The organism is Stappia sp. MMSF_3263 (genome assembly GCF_030733745.1).
Lineage (GTDB): Bacteria > Pseudomonadota > Alphaproteobacteria > Rhizobiales > Stappiaceae > Stappia.
In genome coordinates this window covers 117,504-137,168 of sequence record NZ_JASHIK010000006.1, presented here as the reverse complement: position 1 = coordinate 137,168, position 19,665 = coordinate 117,504, and the positions used below count along the sequence as shown (strand labels likewise).

The 19,665-nt window shown below is 57.9% G+C and carries 18 protein-coding genes and 1 pseudogene; 12 read left to right on the top strand and 7 right to left on the bottom strand.

Annotation, left to right across the window (positions count from 1 at the left end; translation table 11 throughout):
- Positions 1 to 56: 56 nt before the first annotated feature.
- The gene (locus RBB46_RS09210) at positions 57 to 3,413 is read right to left on the bottom strand and encodes an HD domain-containing protein (protein ID WP_306028676.1); all 3,357 of its coding nucleotides are present in this window, start codon (positions 3,411 to 3,413) and stop codon (positions 57 to 59) included.
- Positions 3,414 to 3,959: 546 nt separating this feature from the next.
- On the opposite strand from RBB46_RS09210, the gene trbB reads away from it, so the two are divergent.
- Genes trbB through RBB46_RS09155 form a run of 11 tightly spaced genes read left to right on the top strand, consistent with a single transcriptional unit; the run spans position 3,960 to position 13,541 of the window.
- A complete protein-coding gene (gene trbB, locus RBB46_RS09205) occupies positions 3,960 to 4,949 on the top strand; it encodes a P-type conjugative transfer ATPase TrbB (protein WP_306028675.1) in 990 nt (329 codons plus the stop codon).
- Positions 4,949 to 5,281: a TrbC/VirB2 family protein gene (locus RBB46_RS09200; RefSeq protein ID WP_306028674.1), complete on the top strand. Its 333-nt coding sequence runs from the start codon at positions 4,949 to 4,951 to the stop codon at positions 5,279 to 5,281. The genes trbB and RBB46_RS09200 overlap by 1 nt, the downstream gene beginning before the upstream one ends.
- Positions 5,281 to 5,562 (top strand): VirB3 family type IV secretion system protein, encoded by a 282-nt coding sequence (locus RBB46_RS09195; protein ID WP_306028673.1) that lies wholly within the window; start codon positions 5,281 to 5,283, stop codon positions 5,560 to 5,562. Before RBB46_RS09200 ends, RBB46_RS09195 begins: the two co-directional genes overlap by 1 nt.
- Positions 5,563 to 5,577: 15 nt before the next feature.
- Complete coding sequence (gene trbE / locus RBB46_RS09190) at positions 5,578 to 8,010, top strand: conjugal transfer protein TrbE (protein ID WP_306028672.1); 2,433 nt, start codon at positions 5,578 to 5,580, stop codon at positions 8,008 to 8,010.
- Positions 8,007 to 8,762 carry a P-type conjugative transfer protein TrbJ gene (gene trbJ, locus RBB46_RS09185; protein ID WP_306028671.1) on the top strand — a complete coding sequence of 252 codons (756 nt, stop codon included), beginning with the start codon at positions 8,007 to 8,009 and terminating at the stop codon, positions 8,760 to 8,762. Before trbE ends, trbJ begins: the two co-directional genes overlap by 4 nt.
- Before the next feature lie 22 nt (positions 8,763 to 8,784).
- Positions 8,785 to 9,057, top strand: a complete 273-nt coding sequence (gene trbK-alt, locus RBB46_RS09180) for a putative entry exclusion protein TrbK-alt (RefSeq protein WP_306028670.1) — start codon at positions 8,785 to 8,787, stop codon at positions 9,055 to 9,057.
- Positions 9,058 to 9,060: 3 nt separating this feature from the next.
- Positions 9,061 to 10,413 (top strand): P-type conjugative transfer protein TrbL, encoded by a 1,353-nt coding sequence (trbL, locus tag RBB46_RS09175; RefSeq protein WP_306028669.1) that lies wholly within the window; start codon positions 9,061 to 9,063, stop codon positions 10,411 to 10,413.
- Positions 10,410 to 11,099, top strand: coding sequence for a conjugal transfer protein TrbF (gene trbF, locus RBB46_RS09170; protein WP_306028668.1), 690 nt, complete (start codon positions 10,410 to 10,412; stop codon positions 11,097 to 11,099). Before trbL ends, trbF begins: the two co-directional genes overlap by 4 nt.
- On the top strand, positions 11,096 to 12,145 hold the full coding sequence (gene trbG / locus RBB46_RS09165; protein ID WP_306028667.1) for a P-type conjugative transfer protein TrbG: 1,050 nt from the start codon (positions 11,096 to 11,098) through the stop codon (positions 12,143 to 12,145). The genes trbF and trbG overlap by 4 nt, the downstream gene beginning before the upstream one ends.
- The gene (locus RBB46_RS09160; protein ID WP_306028666.1) at positions 12,142 to 13,308 is read left to right on the top strand and encodes a TrbI/VirB10 family protein; all 1,167 of its coding nucleotides are present in this window, start codon (positions 12,142 to 12,144) and stop codon (positions 13,306 to 13,308) included. Before trbG ends, RBB46_RS09160 begins: the two co-directional genes overlap by 4 nt.
- 2 nt (positions 13,309 to 13,310) lie before the next feature.
- A complete protein-coding gene (locus tag RBB46_RS09155) occupies positions 13,311 to 13,541 on the top strand; it encodes a DUF2274 domain-containing protein (protein ID WP_306028665.1) in 231 nt (76 codons plus the stop codon).
- On the opposite strand, the gene RBB46_RS09150 is transcribed toward RBB46_RS09155, so the two are convergent.
- The 5 genes and pseudogenes from RBB46_RS09150 to RBB46_RS09130 all read right to left on the bottom strand — a co-directional run bounded on the left by RBB46_RS09150 (position 13,525) and on the right by RBB46_RS09130 (position 18,033).
- On the bottom strand, positions 13,525 to 14,460 hold the full coding sequence (locus RBB46_RS09150) for a LysR family transcriptional regulator (RefSeq protein ID WP_306028754.1): 936 nt from the start codon (positions 14,458 to 14,460) through the stop codon (positions 13,525 to 13,527). The two genes, RBB46_RS09155 and RBB46_RS09150, sit on opposite strands and share 17 nt — an antisense overlap.
- A 122-nt stretch (positions 14,461 to 14,582) precedes the next feature.
- A pseudogene (locus RBB46_RS09145) lies at positions 14,583 to 14,987 on the bottom strand (IS3 family transposase); the annotation flags it as partial.
- 430 nt (positions 14,988 to 15,417) lie between these two features.
- Positions 15,418 to 16,626 carry a 3-oxoadipyl-CoA thiolase gene (pcaF, locus tag RBB46_RS09140; RefSeq protein WP_306028664.1) on the bottom strand — a complete coding sequence of 403 codons (1,209 nt, stop codon included), beginning with the start codon at positions 16,624 to 16,626 and terminating at the stop codon, positions 15,418 to 15,420.
- A 10-nt stretch (positions 16,627 to 16,636) separates the two neighbouring features.
- Positions 16,637 to 17,314 (bottom strand): 3-oxoacid CoA-transferase subunit B, encoded by a 678-nt coding sequence (locus RBB46_RS09135; protein ID WP_306028663.1) that lies wholly within the window; start codon positions 17,312 to 17,314, stop codon positions 16,637 to 16,639.
- Complete coding sequence (locus RBB46_RS09130; protein WP_306028753.1) at positions 17,314 to 18,033, bottom strand: 3-oxoacid CoA-transferase subunit A; 720 nt, start codon at positions 18,031 to 18,033, stop codon at positions 17,314 to 17,316. The genes RBB46_RS09135 and RBB46_RS09130 overlap by 1 nt, the downstream gene beginning before the upstream one ends.
- 104 nt (positions 18,034 to 18,137) lie before the next feature.
- Here RBB46_RS09130 and RBB46_RS09125 point away from each other — a divergent pair, with 104 nt between their 5' ends.
- Entirely contained in the window at positions 18,138 to 18,899 is a 762-nt protein-coding gene (locus tag RBB46_RS09125) for an IclR family transcriptional regulator C-terminal domain-containing protein (protein WP_152505178.1), read from the top strand.
- A 37-nt stretch (positions 18,900 to 18,936) separates the two neighbouring features.
- Here the strand turns inward: RBB46_RS09125 and RBB46_RS09120 are convergent, their stop codons facing one another.
- Positions 18,937 to 19,077 carry a hypothetical protein gene (locus RBB46_RS09120; protein WP_173013793.1) on the bottom strand — a complete coding sequence of 47 codons (141 nt, stop codon included), beginning with the start codon at positions 19,075 to 19,077 and terminating at the stop codon, positions 18,937 to 18,939.
- Positions 19,078 to 19,665: the final 588 nt, after the last annotated feature.

Sequence of the window (19,665 nt, the reverse complement as noted above, 5' to 3'; positions counted from 1 at the left end):
AGATATCTTCTTACCTGAACGGGTGATCGGCCTTATAATTTTGGAATGTGACCGCGCTAATGTATACCGGCGCGGCTAAGAACTCTTTGGGCAAACTTCCTTATTTTGACATCTGATATCCGGCCCAAGTTTTCAGAAACAAAATTGTCAAACTCTTCAATATTGTTGAATTTGTGTTTGTAAATCATAGCTTGAACGATTGCATCAAGCTTGTCGAAACCCATTGCCAATTTTGCTTCGAATGTCATTCCATCCGAATATTCTTCAAAACGACTTCCAAATGATCTAAGATTAGAGAAGTCTCCGTAAACACGCATAGAGTCAATTAAGGCAATTGCCCTTTTTTCTTCTTCTCGTTTTTCTTGATTATTTGGGTGGAAATCTCCGACAAAAGCCTCGCCGATGTCATGGGTCAGCAATATGTCTTTCACTTTTTGGACCTCATGCGCTTTCATGTGTGGATAGAAATCGGGTAGCAAGATGTCTGCCAATAGCAAAGCGCCCAAAACATGAGAGCCAACTGTCTCTAAACTTTCACCCTTTGGTCCAAAATTTCTAGATACCCAACCGAAGCGCTGTGTAATCTTGATTGAGTAAAGTTTCTTAATAATGTCAACAATATCAAATCGATCAAATTGCAAAACATAATCAAGAACCTGCAAAAAACCAGTTAGTTGCTTCCCTAATTCAACGGTAAATGGCTTCAATTTATTAACTATATCTTTTGCGTCTGAAATTTCTTCTTTGGAAAGTGTGCCTGCTTCGTGCTTATTCTTAATTATACAAAAATACGTGAGTATGTGAATTCTGTGAACTTGCGAAAACTCCGCATTAGCAATTGCCGATGTAATTCGTTGCGTCAGTACTCCCCTAGTGCGTTTCCAGCCTTCAGAGCTATCGTCGAGTTCGAGGCGGACACTAATACTAGCTGAGCCAAAAGATTTCGTTGGATGATCACCATAATATTCTAAATGAAATGTTCTATTCAAACTCTCTTCAATAGGGTCATTTAGAACGCGGCGAATATACTCAGATGTAATATCCGCCTCTCCTGCATACGCTGCGCTGATAAAATGAGTTCGCGTTGCCAAGCGTAAAAACTTATCTTCCCTGCTTACCGACGATATCGACCGAACGTCTTTCATCGACATATCAGCAGGGTCTTTTTCCCGCAAAAAATTCGTCAGTCTGAAAATTTCTTTCGCAATCGCTTTGCCGTTTGCTGATACTGCACGTCCTGCAAGGTATAATGCAAACGATAAGCTTGGTCCTTCGACTTTGTCACAGATAGAAATCGCTGACCGTAAGAGGCGATCCTCTAACTCTTCATTATGCAGCAGATCTTTGATGCTAGATGTCACATCGCATCCGAACACAATAGAGTAGAAATCTTGAGGGTCAATTTCCAAAGACTCGAACAATTGCTGGCTCCCGCTTGGGGGGTATGCCATTAACTTGGCTACAGCATTTGCAATAAGACTAGTTTGTACGAGTTTTGGGAACTGAGCGAAATTCTCGTCATAATACTCCCGCAGCCATTCTCTTTTTTGCGAGACACCTTTTCTAGATAATTCTGGAATGTGAACTCTTAGCGCCTCAACACAAATATCATCGAATTTCACCTGCATTGAGGAACCATCTAGTCGCAACTTCAGTTCGTCTCGCATTGCATGAAGTATAAATTCGGTGCTAGATCTACTTTCTTCAAACAGTCTTTTGCCGTGATTTTCCAAAACAAGAGAGACAACAAACGTGTTTAGATAAGGAAATCCCAACCGTTTGACTTCATCTAAGATATTTTTTGCTGTGGTTCCGATAATAATTGGATCAGTTGTTTGCAAAATTCCTTCAATTATTGGGATGGTTTTTTTGGGTTCAAAGACGTTAGTGTTCTTCAGGCGAAATTCTGCATCGTAACGCATCCTATATAGGTAAAGTCCATCATGAGAGCCACGATTGGATTTCGATGTTTCATAGTGATCGAAACCGAATGCTAGAACAGCTTTACCTTTAATGCTCGCCAGAACGTCAAGAAGAGCGGTAACAACCATCTCTTCTCTTGGATGGCCGAATAGCTCATCTAAAAGAACGACAAGTTTCGCGCCCTTCTTAGCGTTTATTGATAGTATATTCTTAAAGTATTCTCTTGCTGCAATGTCGGCTTGTTGATTTGGTAAAACGTCGAATACGAGACGAGAATTCACATATATGGCGTAATGCTGGTCCGCCATATTGTTGATTTCGTCTTCGGCAAACCTAAGCATAGAACTTTTGCCACAGCCACCTGCGCCTTCCACCAGATATTTGGCCCCATCAGCGGCGGACAAGAGTTCTTCCAAGAACTCTTGGTATGTAATAGAATGGTGTTCCCCATCTACGCTGCGCCGTAGATTAGAAAATCGATTATTTTTTGCATCTATATCTGCTCTAGTGTTAACCTTTTGCCCCGGATAGCTTTCCGCGTAATGATGTTGAACTTTTTCGCCGTTAGGGGGTGAGTTTCTAGGCAATCTTTCGATCTTTGCAACGTCACTGATTGGTTTTTCTGGGAATTCTGCTTCCTTCTCAAGAAAATGTTGAATTATTTGAACAATATTGTTCATGGCCCATTTTCGGAAAGCACCATTTCCGATGGCATCAAAATCCTTTTTGCGATGGTCGCCTGGATCACTTACTGCACGCACGGCTAAAAAATTGGGCCGGTTTTTTCGATTCATATTCTCAATTGCGTCACCGACATAACCGCTTTCCATGTCGATTGCCAAAACGTTCTTATCGATGCCTTTCAAAAAATGTTTGAATCCTTCCGCTTTGCCGACCAACGGGCCCGCCGCGAACGGACCAACAACAGCGGTAGGCACATACGCAACTTCTTCATCGTCGATCCAAGCTCGATACTGGTGTTCGCCTTCGGTCGAGATTTCGATTTTCGTTTGTCTGCAGAAGGCATCAAAAGTTGGAAACGCAACATCTGATAAAAACTGCGGTTCGGAGATCGCGTTCCTCAATTCACGCTCGATTGGAATTGCCGAACCGCCAGGCTGTAATACGTACCCTTCACCTTCAGGAACAGCAGCTCCCCTCTCGGCGTAAAGATTAATTTGGCTAGCAATTACAATATCGCCGATTTTGGCATCATTGCTTAGTCGCCCCGAAATTCCAATATTTAGAACAAGATCCGGCCTAAACTCGCTGCAGGCAGCCATCGCGGCGTCTCGAATCCTACTCCCCATATCATTGACTAACACCAATGTACCATTTCGCCTCGTATTCATTTTGTCGAAAAAAGAAAACTCGTAAAATTTGAAGGGGCCTAGGCTTTTTTTTGAACCAAGTTGGTAGAATCCATATTTACAGAATGCCTCTAGCTCTTCAGTAAGTGCTACTAGAATCACAACATCCATATTAGGCATCGCAGTTTTCCAATTACAGAAAGGATTATTATTTACGGGTGATTTCGAGATTGGCAACTCAGTGTTTATGCTGCCGTGTTGCTGGATCTTTAGCGCTTATCGTTTATTCAATTCGTATGGACTGGTCTTCCTGCCGTATATGGAATAATTAGTGTTTTCCCGGCGCTGCGATCGATCCTAATTCAGGGCCAAAGAGTTGTCAGTTTTTTCAATTTGTTATGATGCAAAACTTGAACACCCATCATTGTACTCGATCAAGTTGTACCTAAATTCGGCCTACTGTTGAATACAGCAGCTATCTCTCGCTGACCATCCAGTTCAGACGTCGCTGCAACTTCAAGCTGCGAGTCGATTTCAGGCACTAAGCGGGCCATTCGAAGCGACGGTAGCTGGGTCTTAAATGCGCAAAACCAACCGCCTTTCCCCTGTCTTTACACGCTACACTACTACGCCTTTAAACAGCTATTGAACCCTTCCAAAATCAGGTCCTTTTAATCATCCCCGTCCGGGAACTTTCGTGTCGTCCCCGGCATCAACGGGGATCCCATGGCACCATCACATCAAGACCCGGAACGCCAGGCACGTAGCGCACGGATGCTCCGCACGGCGCTCGGGCCGGCAATCGCTTGTCTTCTGGAAGATCCCGCTGTCATCGAGGTGATGCTGAACCCGGACGGGCGCATCTGGATTGATTGCCTCTCCGAAGGCCTGTCTGATACCGATGAACGGTTGTCCCCTGCTGACGGCGAACGCATCGTGCGCCTGGTCGCGCACCATGTCGGCGTTGAGGTGCACCACGGCGCGCCGCGTGTTTCGGCCGAACTCCCAGAGACGGGTGAACGCTTCGAAGGTCTTCTTCCTCCTGTCGTTGCCGCTCCGGCCTTCGCCATCCGCAAGCCCGCCGTCGCTGTTTTTACCCTCGAGGACTACGTTGCCGCTGGGATCATGACGCCGGCACAGGCCGAGACACTCCGCTCGGGCGTCGCGACGCGCGCAAACATTCTCGTTGCCGGCGGGACCAGTACCGGCAAGACCACGCTGACCAACGCGCTTCTGGCCGAAGTCGCCAAAACTTCCGACCGTGTAATCCTCATCGAGGACACCCGCGAGCTTCAGTGCGCCGCGCTCAACCTCGTTGCCATGCGCACCAGGGACGGCGTCGCCTCGCTCTCTGATCTCGTCAGGTCTTCCCTGCGTCTGCGCCCCGACCGCATTCCAATCGGCGAGGTGCGCGGACCCGAAGCTCTGGACCTCCTGAAGTCCTGGGGCACGGGTCATCCGGGCGGCATTGGCACCATCCACGCCGGCTCCGCCATCGGAGCTTTGCGCCGGCTCGAACAGCTCATCCAGGAGGCCGTGGTCACGGTTCCCCGCGCCCTGATCGCGGAGACGATCGACTTGATCGCTGTGCTCGCCGGCCGCGGTTCTCAGCGACGGCTCGTGGAGCTTGCCCGTGTCGAAGGTCTTGGTCCCGACGGCGACTACCGCGTTTCCCGGGCCATTCCAACAACTCCCTCCCACTCAGGAGATCATTGATGATCCGAACCACCTTTCGCGTGCTCCATCCCATCGCGACTGCCGTCGCTATGCTTCATATCAGCCTGCTCGCGGTTCCAGCCGCTCACGCTGCCGGGTCTTCCATGCCCTGGGAAGCACCGCTGCAGTCGATACTGGAATCCATCGAGGGCCCAGTCGCCAAGATCGTCGCAGTGATCATCATCATCGTAACCGGCCTGTCGCTGGCCTTCGGCGACACGTCCGGCGGCTTCCGCAGGCTCATCCAGATCGTCTTCGGCCTGTCGATCGCCTTCGCCGCCAGTTCCTTCTTCCTGTCGTTCTTCTCCTTCGGTGGCGGGGCACTGATCTGATGGCAGAGACGTTCGAACAGCGTGATGTGGTGCCGGGTTTCACCGTGGCGGTGCATCGGTCGTTGAGCGAGCCGATCCTGCTCGGTGGTGCGCCCCGTGCCATCGCGATCCTGAACGGAACGCTTGCCGGCGCCGTCGGTCTCGGCCTGCGCCTCTGGCTGGTCGGGCTTGCCATCTGGCTGATCGGGCATCTCGCCGCGGTCTGGGCCGCAAAGCGTGACCCGCTCTTCGCTGAAGTTGGACGCCGGCACCTGCGCTTTCCCGCGCATCTGAGCGTGTGAGCGGAGGCCCTGCTGATGATGAACCTCTCCGAATACCGAACGCGCAACAGCCGCCTTGCCGATTATCTGCCGTGGGCTGCCCTGGTCGAGAAGGGTGTGGTGCTCAACAAGGACGGCAGTTTCCAGCGCACGGCCCGATTCCGCGGGCCGGATCTCGACAGTGCTGTTCCCGCCGAACTCGTTGCAGTCACCGGCCGTCTCAACAATGCCTTCCGCCGTCTTGGCTCCGGATGGGTTATCTTCGTCGAGGCACAGCGCCATGCCGCCAATCACTACCTTGACAGCAGTTTTCCGGATGCGGCGTCCGCGCTGGTTGATGCGGAGCGCAAGGCAAGCTTCGAAGAAGCTGGAGCGCACTTTGAATCGAGCTATTTCCTCACCTTCACCTATCTGCCGCCGGCCGAAGAAGCCGCCCGCGCGGAACGCTGGCTCTTCGAAGGCCGGGAGACGAATGACATCAACCCGCAGGAGGTGCTCACCGGTTTCGTCGATCGCACCGACCGGATCCTCCAGCTCATCGACGCCTTCATGCCCGAATGCATATGGCTCGATGATGCCGGGACACTGACCTATCTGCACTCGACGGTCTCAACCAATCGGCACTGTGTCCGCGTGCCGGAGACGCCGGTTTATCTGGATGCGCTGCTTGCGGATCAGCCGATCGCCGGCGGCCTGGAGCCGAGACTCGGACCGTCGCATCTGCGGGTCCTTACGATTACCGGGTTCCCGTCCGTGACGACGCCGGGCCTGCTCGATGATCTCAACCGGCTGGCCTTTCCCTATCGCTGGTCAACCCGCGCCATCCTGTTGGACAAGACGGACGCGACAAAACTCCTGACCCGGATCCGCCGTCAGTGGTTCGCCAAGCGCAAATCCTTAGCTGCGATCCTGAAGGAGGTGATGACCAGCGAGCAGTCGGTACTCGTCGACACCGATGCCGCGAACAAGGCAGCCGATGCCGACCTGGCGCTTCAGGAACTCGGCGCGGACCATGCAGGCATCGCCTATGTCACGGCGACCGTGACTGTCTGGGATACTGACAGCAAGATCGCCGAGGAGAAGCTGCGGCTCGTGGAAAAGGTCATCCAGGGTCGCGATTTCACCGCCATGCCGGAGACCCTCAACGCTGTGGACGCCTGGCTTGGCTCGCTGCCGGGACACGTCTACGCCAATGTCCGCCAGCTTCCAATCTCGACCCTCAATCTCGCCCACATGATCCCCTCAAGTGCGGTGTGGGCGGGGCCGGAGCGGGACGAGCATCTTTCGTCTCCTCCCTTGCTCTACGGCAAGACGGAAGGCTCGACCCCGTTCCGGTTTTCTCTGCATGTTGGTGACGTCGGCCACACGCTTGTCGTCGGCCCGACAGGGGCGGGCAAGTCCGTCCTGCTGGCGCTGATGGCGCTGCAGTTCCGGCGTTATAGGAACTCCAGGGTGTTCGCCTTCGATTTCGGGGGATCGATCCGTGCAGCGTGCCTCGCCATGGGCGGTGACTGGCACGATCTCGGCGGCGGCCTCACCGAAGGCGGCAGCGTGTCGCTGCAGCCTCTTGCCCGGATCGATGCCGCCGCCGAGCGCTCCTGGTCCGCCGACTGGATCGCCGCCATCCTCATGCGTGAAGGCGTCACCGTCAACCCGGACGTAAAGGACCATATCTGGACGGCGCTGACATCGCTTGCCTCTGCGCCGAGAGACGAACGGACGCTCACCGGACTTTCCGTGCTGCTCCAGTCCATCGATCTCAAACAGGCCTTGCGGCCCTATTGCATCGGCGGTGCCAATGGCCGGCTGCTCGATGCAGAGAGCGAGCACCTGGGCTCGAGCAGCGTTCAGGCCTTCGAGACCGAGGGGCTGATCGGTACAGGTGCGGCGCCTGCCGTGCTCGCCTATCTGTTTCACCGGATCGAGGACCAACTCGACGGATCGCCGATCCTGATCATCATTGATGAAGGCTGGCTGGCGCTCGACGACGAGGGGTTTGCAAGCCAGCTCCGGGAATGGCTGAAGACGCTCCGAAAGAAGAACGCCTCTGTCGTCTTCGCCACCCAGTCTCTATCCGACATAGATGGCTCGGCCATTGCGCCCGCCATCATCGAGAGCTGCCCGACACGGCTCCTGCTGCCGAACGAACGCGCGATCGAACCGCAGATTGCCGCTATCTATCGCCGCTTCGGTCTCAATGACCGTCAGATCGAGATCCTCGCGCGGGCAACGCCCAAGCGCGACTACTACTGCCAGTCCCGGCGCGGCAACCGGCTCTTCGAACTCGGTCTTTCCGAAGTCGCGCTGGCCCTTTGCGCGACCTCCTCGAAGACCGATCAGACAGCCATCGCCGGCATTCTCGCGGCTAACAGCCGCGAAGGTTTCCTCGACGCCTGGCTGCGCCACCGCGGTCTTCCCTGGGCGGCCGATCTCATCCCCGACCTTACCAACCTGGAGACCTCCTCATGACGTTCCGTCGATCCCGCGCATTTGTTGTTGCTGCCGCACTCCTCACCATTCCCACATTCGGCTCCGTCGCCTTTGCCCCACATGCCTATGCCTGGCGGGTCGTGTTCGATCCGTCGAACTATGCCCAGAATGTGCTGACGGCGGCCCGAACGCTGGAGCAGATCAACAACCAGATCGTCCAGCTTCAGAATGAAGCGCAGATGCTGATCAACCAGGCCCGCAATCTCGCCAGTCTTCCCTATTCGGCTCTGCAGCAGCTCCAGCAGTCCGTGCAGAGGACGCAGCAGCTTCTGCAAGAGGCTCAAAACATTGCGTTCGATGTCCAGCAGATCGATCAGCTGTTCCAGCAGCAATATGGCAACATAGACCTGAACGCGAGCGAACAGCAACTGGTCGCTGGAGCCCGCAGCCGCTGGCAGAACACGGTCGGCGGCCTCCAGGACGCCCTGCGCGTACAGGCAGGCGTCGTCGGCAATATCGAGACCAACCGGACCCAGATGTCCGCGCTGATCGGACAGAGCCAGGGGGCGACCGGTGCGCTTCAGACCGCCCAGGCGGGCAACCAGCTTCTGGCGCTCCAGGCCCAGCAGCTTTCCGATCTCACCGCTGTGGTCGCCGCCAATGGCCGGGCGATCGCACTAACTGAAGCGGAACGAACAGCCGCGGCCGAACAGGGCCGCATCCAGCGCCAGCGTTTCCTGACGCCGGGTTCCGGTTACCAGCCCGGCAACGCGCGCATGTTCAACAACTGATTTTTTTTGGAAGGACATCCCCATGGACGGCAGGATGCTGGCCCGGCTGGCAGCAATCGTCTTCGTCGCGATCGCCATCACCGCAAGCCTGATCGAGATGTCCCGCAAGGACGAGCCAGCGCCCGTCCTGTCTGCACCGGTCGCTCCATCATCTTCCGATCCTTTGCGCGCCGATCTGCGCCGCTGTCAGCGGATGGGCCGGGCTGCGGTCGATGACGAAGACTGTCTGGCAACCTGGCAGAAAACCCGAGACCGTTTCCTTGGCCGGGATCCTCTAACCGGTGAGGCTCGGTGATCCATGGGCGGGACCGGTGTCATAGACAATTTCCTCGGAGTCTTCACCAGCTACATCGACAGCGGCTTCGGTCTGCTCGGCGGTGAGGTAGCCTTCATCGCGACAACGCTGATCGTCATCGATGTGACGCTGGCCGCGCTCTTCTGGTCCTGGGGTGCCGAGGACGACATCATCGCCCGGCTCGTGAAGAAGACGCTGTTTGTCGGCATCTTTGCCTATCTCATCGGCAACTGGAACAGTCTCGCCCTGATCGTTTTCGAGAGTTTTGCCGGTCTCGGCCTGATGGCTTCCGGCACCGGTTTTTCCGCCGCCGATCTGCTGCGCCCGGGCAAGGTGGCCCAGGTTGGTCTCGATGCCGGCCGGCCGCTGCTGGAATCGATCTCCGACCTGATGGGCTGGGTCGCCTTCTTCGAGAACTTCATTCAGATCGCCTGCCTGCTCTTCGCCTGGGCGCTCGTAATCCTGGCTTTCTTCATTCTCTCTATCCAGCTCTTCGTCACCCTGATCGAGTTCAAGCTGACGACCCTGGCTGGCTTCGTACTCATTCCTTTCGGCCTTTTCGGTCAAACTGCCTTTCTGGCCGAACGTGTCCTCGGGAATGTCGTGTCTTCCGGCATCAAGGTACTGGTGCTGGCCGTCATCATCGGAATCGGCTCGACGCTGTTCGCGCAGTTCACCGCCGGTTTCGGAGGTGTTACGCCTACGATCGACGAGGCGATGGCCGTGGTCCTCGCGGCCCTGTCTTTGCTCGGCCTCGGAATCTTCGGTCCGGGCATCGCGAACGGTCTCGTTTCAGGCGGACCGCAGCTTGGTGCCGGGTCGGCCGTCGGCACCGGCCTTGCGGTCGGCGGTGCGGCCGTGGCCGGTGTCGGGGCTGCCGGGCTGGCGGCCCGTGGAGGCGCGCTCGCCTTGTCCGGGACCGCCGCTGCTGCTCGCGGCGGTGCTGCTATGGCGGGTGGAGCCTCGACCGCTTATAGCCTCGGGTCGGCCGGCCAGTCAGGCGTTTCCGGTGTCGCGTCCGGCCTCGGCGCTGTGGCAAGTGCAGGAGCCCGGGCCGCGGCATCGCCGCTCAAACGGCTGCAGTCAAAGGCAGCGGAAAGATTTCAGGCGAGCCATCAATCTGGAGCCCGGACAGCTTTCGAGGCAACGGGCGGCACGATTGGCGATGCCGGTACACCTGATGCCTCTGCCACGTCCTCAACTCCGGCCGCCGATGGCCCTCCTGCCTGGGCAAAGCGCATGAAGCGGTCCCAGCAGCTTTCTCACGGTGTGTCCGCTGCTGCCCATGCCGTCCGTTCGGGCGACAGCCACGGTGGCGGCGCTTCCATCAATCTCCAGACAAGCGATCGCACATGAGCCTTTTCAAACGATCCTCCGTTCACTACGGAAAATCCCCCGAGCCCGTAACACCCTACCAGAAGGCCGCCCAGGTCTGGGACGAGCGCATCGGCTCGGCCCGCGTTCAGGCAAAGAACTGGCGGCTGATGGCCTTCGGCTGCCTCACCCTCTCCGGTGGTTTTGCCGCGGCGCTTATCTGGCAGTCGGTCAACGGCACCGTCGTGCCCTGGGTGGTGCAGGTGGACAAGCTGGGAGAGGCGCAGGTGGTTGCGGCGGCCACCGCCGACTACGAACCGTCGGATCCGCAGATCGCGTTTCATCTGGCACGGTTCATCGAGAAGGTCCGTAGCATTCCGGCCGATGCCATCGTCGTCCGGCAGAACTGGCTCCGGGCCTATGAGTTCACCACCGATCGCGGTGCCCTCGCGCTCAACGACTATGCGCGGTCAAACGATCCCTTTGCCAGGGTCGGCAAGCAGCAGATCGCTGTCGAGGTTTCCAGCGTCATCCGGGCCTCGCCCGGCAGTTTCCGGGTTGCCTGGACCGAGCGGCATTACGAGAACGGGCAGCTTTCCGCCACCGAACGCTGGACCGCGATCCTGACCATCGTCATCCAGCCACCCCGCGATGCCGAGAGGCTGCGGGCCAATCCGCTCGGCATCTATATCAACGCCATCAACTGGTCGCGGGAGATGGGGCAATGAAGACGGTTTTCCGTAAACCCGTGTTTCCGGCTTTCCGGAACGCCGCAAGTGCGGCTGTCCTTCTCTTGGCAACGGTTTTGGCGGGCTGCGCGACCTACACGCCTCCGCAGATCAGTTACGATCAGACTGTGCCGCCGCTGCCGGCGGTACCCAGAAAGGTGGGCGACGATCGGCCCAAACCGCTGCATACGCCGCCGGCCTGGACACCCGCAAAAGGAGGTAAGGCGGCAAAAACGTCAGCCGGCAAGATCGAGAATGCCAATGCGGCCGCGCGCATCGAGCCGCGCCGCGAAGGCTATTACAATGCCATCCAGATCTATCCCTGGTCGGAAGGCGCGCTCTATCAGGTCTATACCGCGCCGGGAAAGATCACCGACATTGCCCTGGAACCGGGGGAAGCGCTGACCGGTGCCGGTCCGATCGCAGCCGGTGACACCGCCCGCTGGATTATCGGCGACACCACCAGCGGCTCTGGCGAAGAGCCGCAGGTCCACATCCTCGTCAAACCGGCGCGCCCGGACATAGAGACCAATCTGGTCGTCACCACGGATCGGCGAGTCTACAGGATCGAGCTGCGCTCAGGCGAAGGCTCCTATATGGCCGCGGTCGCCTGGAACTATCCCCGGTCCTCGTCTTCACAGCGTCCCGTCCTGCCGGCAACGCCGCGTATTCCGGCGGTCGCGGCACGGAACTATCGCTATGGTCTCACCGGCGACACCCCGCCCTGGCGTCCGGTCTCCGTCTATGACGATGGCAGGCGGTTCTATGTCGAGTTCCCGGGTGGCATTGTTCAAGGGGAGATGCCGCCGATCTTCGTGCTCGGACCTGAGGGAAAACCGGAGATCGTCAACAGCCGCGTCTACAGGAACTTCCTGATCGTCGACCGGATTTTCGGAGCAGCCGAACTGCGCCTTGGCAGCGGCAAACACCAGCAGACGGTCAGGATCGTTCGGACGGATGGAAAGCACAACGGCCTGACAAAGGGGTATGGCGCTGGTGATCCTTCAGAGCAACCAAAGTTCGGCAATGGAGGTGAGGGGGCATGAGCGGTCCGGAGCAAAAACAGGAAGACGGCGATCCGTACGCGAACGCTGATGTCAAAGCGGCAATGCGGCTGCGGCCAGATCCACCACGCGTGACGCGCCTCTCGCGCAAGGTGCTGGCGGGGGTCGGGTTCGTCGCCCTGCTCGGTATCGGAGGAGCCTTGATCTATGCGCTCCAGGCACCAGACCGGAGCGGTGGAGGTGAGGAGCTGTTCTCGACGGAAAACCGCAACACCGCTGACGGGCTGAGCACCCTGCCGAGTGACTATACCGGTCCGGTGCTGGGACCACCCCTGCCGGGAGATCTTGGTCGGCCGATCCTCAAGGCGCAGGAGCGCGGCCAGCCGGTTGTGCCTCCTGCAATCCAGGCGCCCAAGCTCAACGAGCAGGAACAGCGCCGTCTTGCCGAAGAAGAGGCCGCCCGCACCAGCCGCGTCTTTTTCCAGACGGGACAGGCCACATCTGACACTGCAGGGCTTGGCGCAGTGCCGTCGATCGGCGGTAGTGTTCCAAGTGGGGTTAGCGCACAAGACGGCAATACCGCATTCCTGAATGCCTCCGTGGATCGCAGGACCACGGCATCCGATCGTGTCATGGCGCCGGCATCGCCTTATGTGCTGCAGGCCGGGTCCGTCATCCCGGCGGCGCTCGTCACCGGGATCCGCTCCGATCTGCCCGGGCAGATCACCGCCCAGGTCACGCAGCATGTCTATGACAGTCCAACAGGGAGACTGCTTCTCATCCCGCAAGGCACCCGCATCATCGGCGAATATTCCAACGATGTCGGCTTTGGCCAGCGCCGTGTCCTGCTCGTCTGGAACCGGCTGATCCTTCCGAACGGCCGGTCCATCGTGCTTGAGCGCCAGCCGGGAGCGGACACGCTTGGGTTCGCTGGCCTGGAAGACGGTGTCGATTACCACTGGTGGGATCTCGCCAAGGCGGCCGGGCTGTCGACGCTGCTCAGCGTCGGTGCGGAACTGGCCGCAAGTGACGACGATCGCCTGGTTCAGGCTATCCGCGAAGGTGCCCAGGACACGATCGGCGATGCCGGGCTGCAGATCGTTCAGCGCCAGTTGCAGGTCGCGCCCACGCTGACTATCCGGCCGGGCTTCCCGGTGCGGGTGATCGTCACCCGTGATCTCGTGCTTGAGCCTTACGGAGGTTGACTGTGGTGAAGCTGAAACTGGGGCCGTTGCCGGACGACAAGCCCGTCAAGGTGAGTGTGGAATTGCCCGCAAAGCTGCATCGGGATCTGGTGGTCTATGCCGAGATTCTTGGGCGGCAGAGCGGGCAGACCGTCGAGGATCCTGCCAGGCTGATCGTTCCGATGCTGGAACGGTTCATTGCGACGGATCGTGGGTTTGCGAAGGCGCGGCGGAGCGTTAGTCAAGATCGGTAGGCGAGGGATATCGTTCCTTCAGCAGAGCGATGAAGTTGGCCAGAACGGGGTTATGGTTGTCGCTGCGCCAGTGAGCAGCAAAGCTGAGACGGCTTGGACCATTCCCGTCACGAACCTCAAGATAAGCAACGTCGGGAATGCTTGACCCCAGGCTTGCTTCGAGAATGAGGCTTACGCCGAACCCGGCGGAAACCAGACCTTTGATATTTTCGTGGCTGATATTGTGGGCCACTAACTTTGGTTGTCCGCCGAGCGGCGCGAGCTTGGAAACAAGGACATCTCGCAATTCAGGTCCAGGATCGTGATCGCTTAAGAGGAATGTTTCGTCTTTCAGGTCGGTCCAATGGAGAACTTTTTTGTCAGCGAGTGGATGCGACTCAGGCAAGACGACCATAATACGTTCGGTCCAGAGGGACTTTGCGCCAACTTCTGCAGGAGAAGGATCGCCGGTGACTATGGCTATGTCCAGGAAACCACCGGCAAGATCAGACAAAAGACGCGAACGCGAAGCTTCAATCGTGAGGAGTTCCACATTGGGAAACCTTGTTGCAAATTCTGTGAGCCTTGCGCGTAATTTGCCCATCGAGAGGGACGTATAAAATCCAAGACGAAACTGTCCCGTATTGCCTCGGCTTAGCTCCTGGGCGTTTAGTGTCATTTGGTCCAATGACTGGATGAGATAGCGGGAAGTCTTCACGATCTCGGCACCCGCCTCTGTTAAGCGCGCACCGCCACTCGTTCGTTCGAAAAGGATCAGACCCAGACGAGCTTCCATCTGAGAAATGGTCCGACTGAGTGTCGATTGCTTCACTCTGAGCGCGAGTGCGGCTTTTCTGAAACTTCCATGACTTTCGACCGCCACAGCGTGGCGCAGGTGTCTTATTTCTATCGGCCCTGCGAGGCGTCTTTTGTGTTTCAAAGAATCAACCGACTTCAATTTCTTGCCCAGTTTTCCATGTCGCTCCTGTTAATTGTGAATGCTCTGGAACATCGTTAGCTCAATCGGGGATTTGGAAGATTAGAGTCGGCGACTGCGTGAAATCGAGAACACACCCTGCTCAGGGTTCTCGCAACATCCTCTCCCCGATCACTTGGCCGTGGATCAAGCCCCGGCACATAGCGAGAGAACGTATCGAACACGGTCAAAACGCGGATTTTCGATCAGTTGCGTGCTGGTCATGCATGAAGTCCATAGCCCAACGTCATTCGGCCCGACGGCCGATTGGCGATCTTCCTGAAGCGTTGCTTTCATCCGGCGCTCCAGAAACTTGTTCCTCATTGGAGGCCCAACTCGTTGTAGATCTGACGGGTTTTCTTCTGACTGATCATCCAGCACTCTCGGCACAGCAATACATCCAAGCATTGCTATCCGAACCGGATATGCCTCTGACAAATCTCTCTGATCCGCTGTTCCAAAGCGGCCTGACCGGGCCGACGGGATCTGTAACGTTTGTTCGTTGGGTCAAGCCGGTTCACCGCGTAAGTTCGGCAAACGGAAACCTACCACCCGAACGCAACTCATCGACTACGTTCTCTTCCGAGTAGGTCTATGATGCTCAAAAAGCCATGTTGATGTCCCTTTCATGTGACCTCCTCTCAGGCTCAATTGTTTTGGCGGACCGGCACATGATGCCGATGCAATTCGAGAGCTGAGTATAGTCTTGGGTGCTTTTCCAAAACATACCTCATGTGCCCCATCGCCGACGTAAATAAACTTTCTCCATATGCCTTCAGAAATGATAGATGTAGTGGAAAAGGTCAAAAATATACCTGCACCTTTCAATATGATATCAGATCGACCTTGGATCAATTTTAATAAATCCATCATCTAGTCTTGGTTCGTGTTTTGAAAGACGTGCAGCTCAGGTTCACGAAACTAGTTGCAAGCTCCCAGTGCAATTGCAATTCCTTGGCCAACTCCGATGCACATGGTCGAGAGGGCATAACGGCCGTTTTTCTCCGACAGTTCCAGAGCCGCCGTGCCGGTGATCCGGGCGCCGGACATGCCGAGCGGGTGGCCGAGGGCGATGGCGCCGCCATTGGGGTTCACCCGCGGATCGTCGTCGGCGATGCCGAGATCGCGCAAGGTGGCAAGCCCTTGGGAAGCGAAAGCCTCGTTCAGTTCGATCACGTCGAAGTCCGCCTGCGCCAGGCCGAGCCGCGCCATGAGCTTTTTGGAGGCGATCGCCGGACCGAAGCCCATGATCCGGGGCGCCACGCCGGCGGTCGCGCCGCCGAGCACCTGGACAATCGGCTTGAGGCCGTATTTTGCTGCCGCTTCGCCGGAGGCCACGATCAAGGCGGCGGCACCGTCATTGACGCCGGAGGCATTGCCGGCCGTAACCGAGCCGCCGTCCCGGAAGGGTGCGCGCAGCTTGGCGAGACCTTCGAGCGTCGTTTCCGGGCGCGGATGCTCGTCGATATCGATGATGACGGGGTCGCCCTTGCGCCTCGGGATCGAGACGGGCGTGATTTCGCGGGCGAGCCTGCCATTGTCCATCGCGGCCTTGGCTTTCTGCTGGGAGCGGAAGGCGAAGGCGTCCTGATCGGTCCGGGAGACGTTGAAATCCTCGGCGACGTTTTCGCCGGTTTCCGGCATGCTGTCGACGCCGTATTGGGCTTTCATCAGCGGGTTGACGAAGCGCCAGCCGATGGTGGTGTCGTGGATTTCGCTGGTGCGGGAAAAGGCACTTTCGGCCTTGGGCATGACGAAGGGCGCGCGCGACATGCTCTCCACGCCACCGGCGACGATCAGCTCGGCCTCGCCGGCCTTGATCGCACGGGCGGCGGTGATGACGGCATCCATGCCCGAGCCGCACAGGCGGTTCATCGTGGTACCGGGGACCGTCTCCGGGTAGCCGGCGAGCAGAAGAGACATGCGCGCCACGTTGCGGTTGTCTTCGCCCGCCTGGTTGGCACAGCCGAAGATCACTTCGTCGATCGCCGCGAGATCCAGGTCCGGGTTGCGGGCCGCGAGCGCCTTGAGGGGGATCGCGCCGAGGTCGTCGGTGCGCACCGGGGCGAGGGCACCGCCGAAGCGGCCAATGGGTGTGCGGATGTAGTCGCAGATAAATACGTCTTGCACAGGTCTTTCCTCAGTCTAGAGCGGGTACGGTCAGGTCGGTGGGGTCGCCCTCGAGATGCAGCGGTGCTCCGGTCACGTCCTGCAAATTTTCCAGTGTCATTCCGGAAAGCTTTTCGCGCAGGACGAAATGACCGTCGACGATGTCGACCACGGCAAGGGAGGTGTAGACGCGGGTGACGCAGCCGACGCCGGTGAGCGGGAAGGTGCAGGTTTCGACCAGCTTCGGCTTGCCGTCCTTGGTGACGTGGTCGGTGACGACCGCGACCCGCTTGGCGCCGTGGACGAGGTCCATCGCGCCGCCGACGGCGGGCACGCCCTTCGAGCCGACACGCCAGTTCGCCAGATCGCCGTTCTGGGCCACCTGGTAAGCGCCGAGGACCGCAAGGTCGAGATGGCCGCCGCGCACCATGGAGAAGCTGTCGGCATGGTGAAAGAAGGAGGCACCCGGTTTCAGCGTGATCGCCTTCTTGCCGGCATTGATCAGGTCCCAGTCCTCTTCGCCCTCTTTCGGAGCTCCGCCGAACCCGAGCACGCCGTTTTCGGTGTGATAGATCACGTCCCGGCCTTCGGGCTGGAACTTGGCGATCATTTCGGGAAAGCCGATGCCGAGGTTGACATAGGCGCCGTCCTCGATGTCCTGGGCGGCGCGCCAGGCGATCTGGGCGTTGGTGAGTTTCGTATAGGCCATCAGTAAACCACTCCCGCGCGGACGAGCATTTCTTCCTGTTCAGGTTCCGGAACTGCGACCAGTCCGTCGACGAAGATGCCGGGCGTGACGACGGTTTCGGGGTCGATGCCGCCGGGTGCGACCAGATGGCTGACCTGGACGATGGTGCGGTCCGCGGCCATGGCCATCAAAGGGCTGAAGTTGCGGCCCGCACACCGGTAGGTGAGGTTGCCGAGCGTGTCGCCGACCTGCGCCTTGATGATCGCAAAGTCGGCTTTCAGCCAGCGTTCGCGCACATACATCTTGCCGTCGAATTCTTCCGTGGGCTTGCCTTCCGCCAGCTCGGTGCCGAAGGAGCTCGGCGTGTAGAAGGCGGGGATGCCGGCACCGGCTGCGCGGATGCGTTCCGCGAGTGTGCCTTGGGGAACGAGCTCCAGCTCGATTTCACCGGCCAGATATTTTTCGTTGAAGGCTTCCGCATTCGACGAGCGCGGGAAGGAGCAGATCATCTTGCGGACCATGCCGGCCTTGATCATCGCGGCGATGCCGATGCCGCCGTTGCCCGCATTGTTATTGATCACCGTCAGGTCCCTGGGGCTGCCGGTTTCGCGGAAACGGTCGATCAGGGCGTGGATCAACTCGATCGGCGCGCCGGAGCCGCCGAAGCCGCCGATCATCAGTCGGGAACCGTCCTTTATGTCCGCGACCGCAGCCGTAAGGGACGTTATTGTCTTATCCATGGAAACCTCCTCGGTTGAGGATTGTCTAGGCCCGCTGCTTCGGTTCGGCCAGTCAATTTGTTCGCATGTTGACATTTGTTCAAATAGAACTGAATTTTGTGCGCATGTTGAACAAACCGACGGATCACATCGCTTCGCTCGCCAAGGGACTGAGGGTGATCGAGTGTTTCGGGGCCGACACCCCCCGTCTGTCGATATCCGATGTCGCCGACGCCACGGGGCTGGACCGGGCGACCGCGCGCCGCTGCCTGCTCACCCTTCATCACGAGGGGTATGCGGACTACGACGGCAAGTTCTTCACTTTGACGCCACGCGCGCTCCGGCTGGGTCTCGGGGCGCTCGCCTCGCTGCCGCTGCCGCAGGTGGTGCAGCCGTGGCTCGACCAGCTTACCGAGCAGATCTGCCAGTCCTGCTCGGTATCGATCCTCGACGGCACGGAAATCGTCTATCTGGCGCGGGCCGCGCAGAAACGGGTGATGTCCATCGGACTGACGCCCGGCTCACGGCTGCCCGCGCATTGCACGTCGATGGGCCGCGTGCTGCTGGCGGCGCTGCCGGAAGAAGAGGCCCGGGCACTCGTGGAGCGCTCGGACCTGACCCCGCGCACGGCGCTGAGCCTGACCGATCCGGACGAGATCATGAACCGTATCGGTGAAACGCGCACGCAAGGCTTTGCCGTCATCGATCAGGAAGTGGAGATCGGCCTCAGGTCGCTCGCCGTGCCGGTCTACGATAGCCGCGACCGGGTGGTGGCGGCGCTCAACACGGGCATGGCCGCCGCGCAGGCGAGCCTGGACGACCTCGTCGCCATCTACCTGCCGGCGCTCCTCAAGGTGCAGTCGGGCGTGCGGCGGGTGCTGCACTAGGTCTTTCAGTCCTTGTCGTCCGGTTCCTGTTTGAGCATTACGCTTTCCGGCGAGAGTTCGGGGCGGGCCGGCCAGCGAGTTCGACAGCAGCGTTGATGCGGATGCCCGTTATGCACAGCAGTTCGGCGATGATCTGCTGCTTGCTACTTTCAGGAAAGCCACCGCTGGTAATATCCATATTGGCTCCGATTAGCGCATGAGTGTTGATCAGAGCTCGGAGTTCAACCCACTGAAGCTGGATTTTTGATCCTACCAAGGGGATCGCACTGGACTTCTCTAGACCTGAGAAACCGATGGATAATGCCTGCATATAGGCGGTAAATGGATGGTTCGAACAGAGTTCCTGGGCTTGTATTGGTTCTGACCCTTGCGGACTCCCGCGAAAATTTGGAGGATTGGCGTAGACATTACTATGAGGATCAGCCTCGCTTTGCGATCAGAATCAATGTTCCGAATGCGCTGTATTATCCCAGTCATCTCCAGCCCGGAACCGTGATACTAGATGGAGAACTCCATGATCCTGAGGTTCCTACTTGGGGATTGGAGCACTGGTCAGGTAAGAACCTATTCATCGCGTCTCTAGTTGAGTGCTTCCGTTAATTCAATTCTATCTTAAGCGTAATGCACAAACTTCCCCCTCACCTCCCAGTTGATCGTAGCTTATTGCTAAAAACATCTCATTCCAGAGAGCGAAGAATAGATGGAGAGATTTTTTTAAATTTGGTGCAGCAAGTTAGGCTAACCATACCACGTCCCGTAATTCCAG

Coding starts and splice junctions, on each gene's coding strand:
- RBB46_RS09125 (WP_152505178.1), top strand. CDS start 18,138: ATGTTGAACAAACCGACGGATCACATCGCTTCGCTCGCCAAGGGACTG.
- trbL (WP_306028669.1), top strand. CDS start 9,061: ATGGGCGGGACCGGTGTCATAGACAATTTCCTCGGAGTCTTCACCAGC.
- RBB46_RS09200 (WP_306028674.1), top strand. CDS start 4,949: ATGATCCGAACCACCTTTCGCGTGCTCCATCCCATCGCGACTGCCGTC.
- trbK-alt (WP_306028670.1), top strand. CDS start 8,785: ATGGACGGCAGGATGCTGGCCCGGCTGGCAGCAATCGTCTTCGTCGCG.
- trbF (WP_306028668.1), top strand. CDS start 10,410: ATGAGCCTTTTCAAACGATCCTCCGTTCACTACGGAAAATCCCCCGAG.
- trbJ (WP_306028671.1), top strand. CDS start 8,007: ATGACGTTCCGTCGATCCCGCGCATTTGTTGTTGCTGCCGCACTCCTC.
- RBB46_RS09135 (WP_306028663.1), bottom strand. CDS start 17,314: ATGGCCTATACGAAACTCACCAACGCCCAGATCGCCTGGCGCGCCGCC.
- trbE (WP_306028672.1), top strand. CDS start 5,578: ATGATGAACCTCTCCGAATACCGAACGCGCAACAGCCGCCTTGCCGAT.
- RBB46_RS09195 (WP_306028673.1), top strand. CDS start 5,281: ATGGCAGAGACGTTCGAACAGCGTGATGTGGTGCCGGGTTTCACCGTG.
- trbB (WP_306028675.1), top strand. CDS start 3,960: ATGGCACCATCACATCAAGACCCGGAACGCCAGGCACGTAGCGCACGG.
- trbG (WP_306028667.1), top strand. CDS start 11,096: ATGAAGACGGTTTTCCGTAAACCCGTGTTTCCGGCTTTCCGGAACGCC.
- RBB46_RS09210 (WP_306028676.1), bottom strand. CDS start 3,413: ATGCCTAATATGGATGTTGTGATTCTAGTAGCACTTACTGAAGAGCTA.
- RBB46_RS09160 (WP_306028666.1), top strand. CDS start 12,142: ATGAGCGGTCCGGAGCAAAAACAGGAAGACGGCGATCCGTACGCGAAC.
- RBB46_RS09120 (WP_173013793.1), bottom strand. CDS start 19,077: ATGGATATTACCAGCGGTGGCTTTCCTGAAAGTAGCAAGCAGCAGATC.
- RBB46_RS09130 (WP_306028753.1), bottom strand. CDS start 18,033: ATGGATAAGACAATAACGTCCCTTACGGCTGCGGTCGCGGACATAAAG.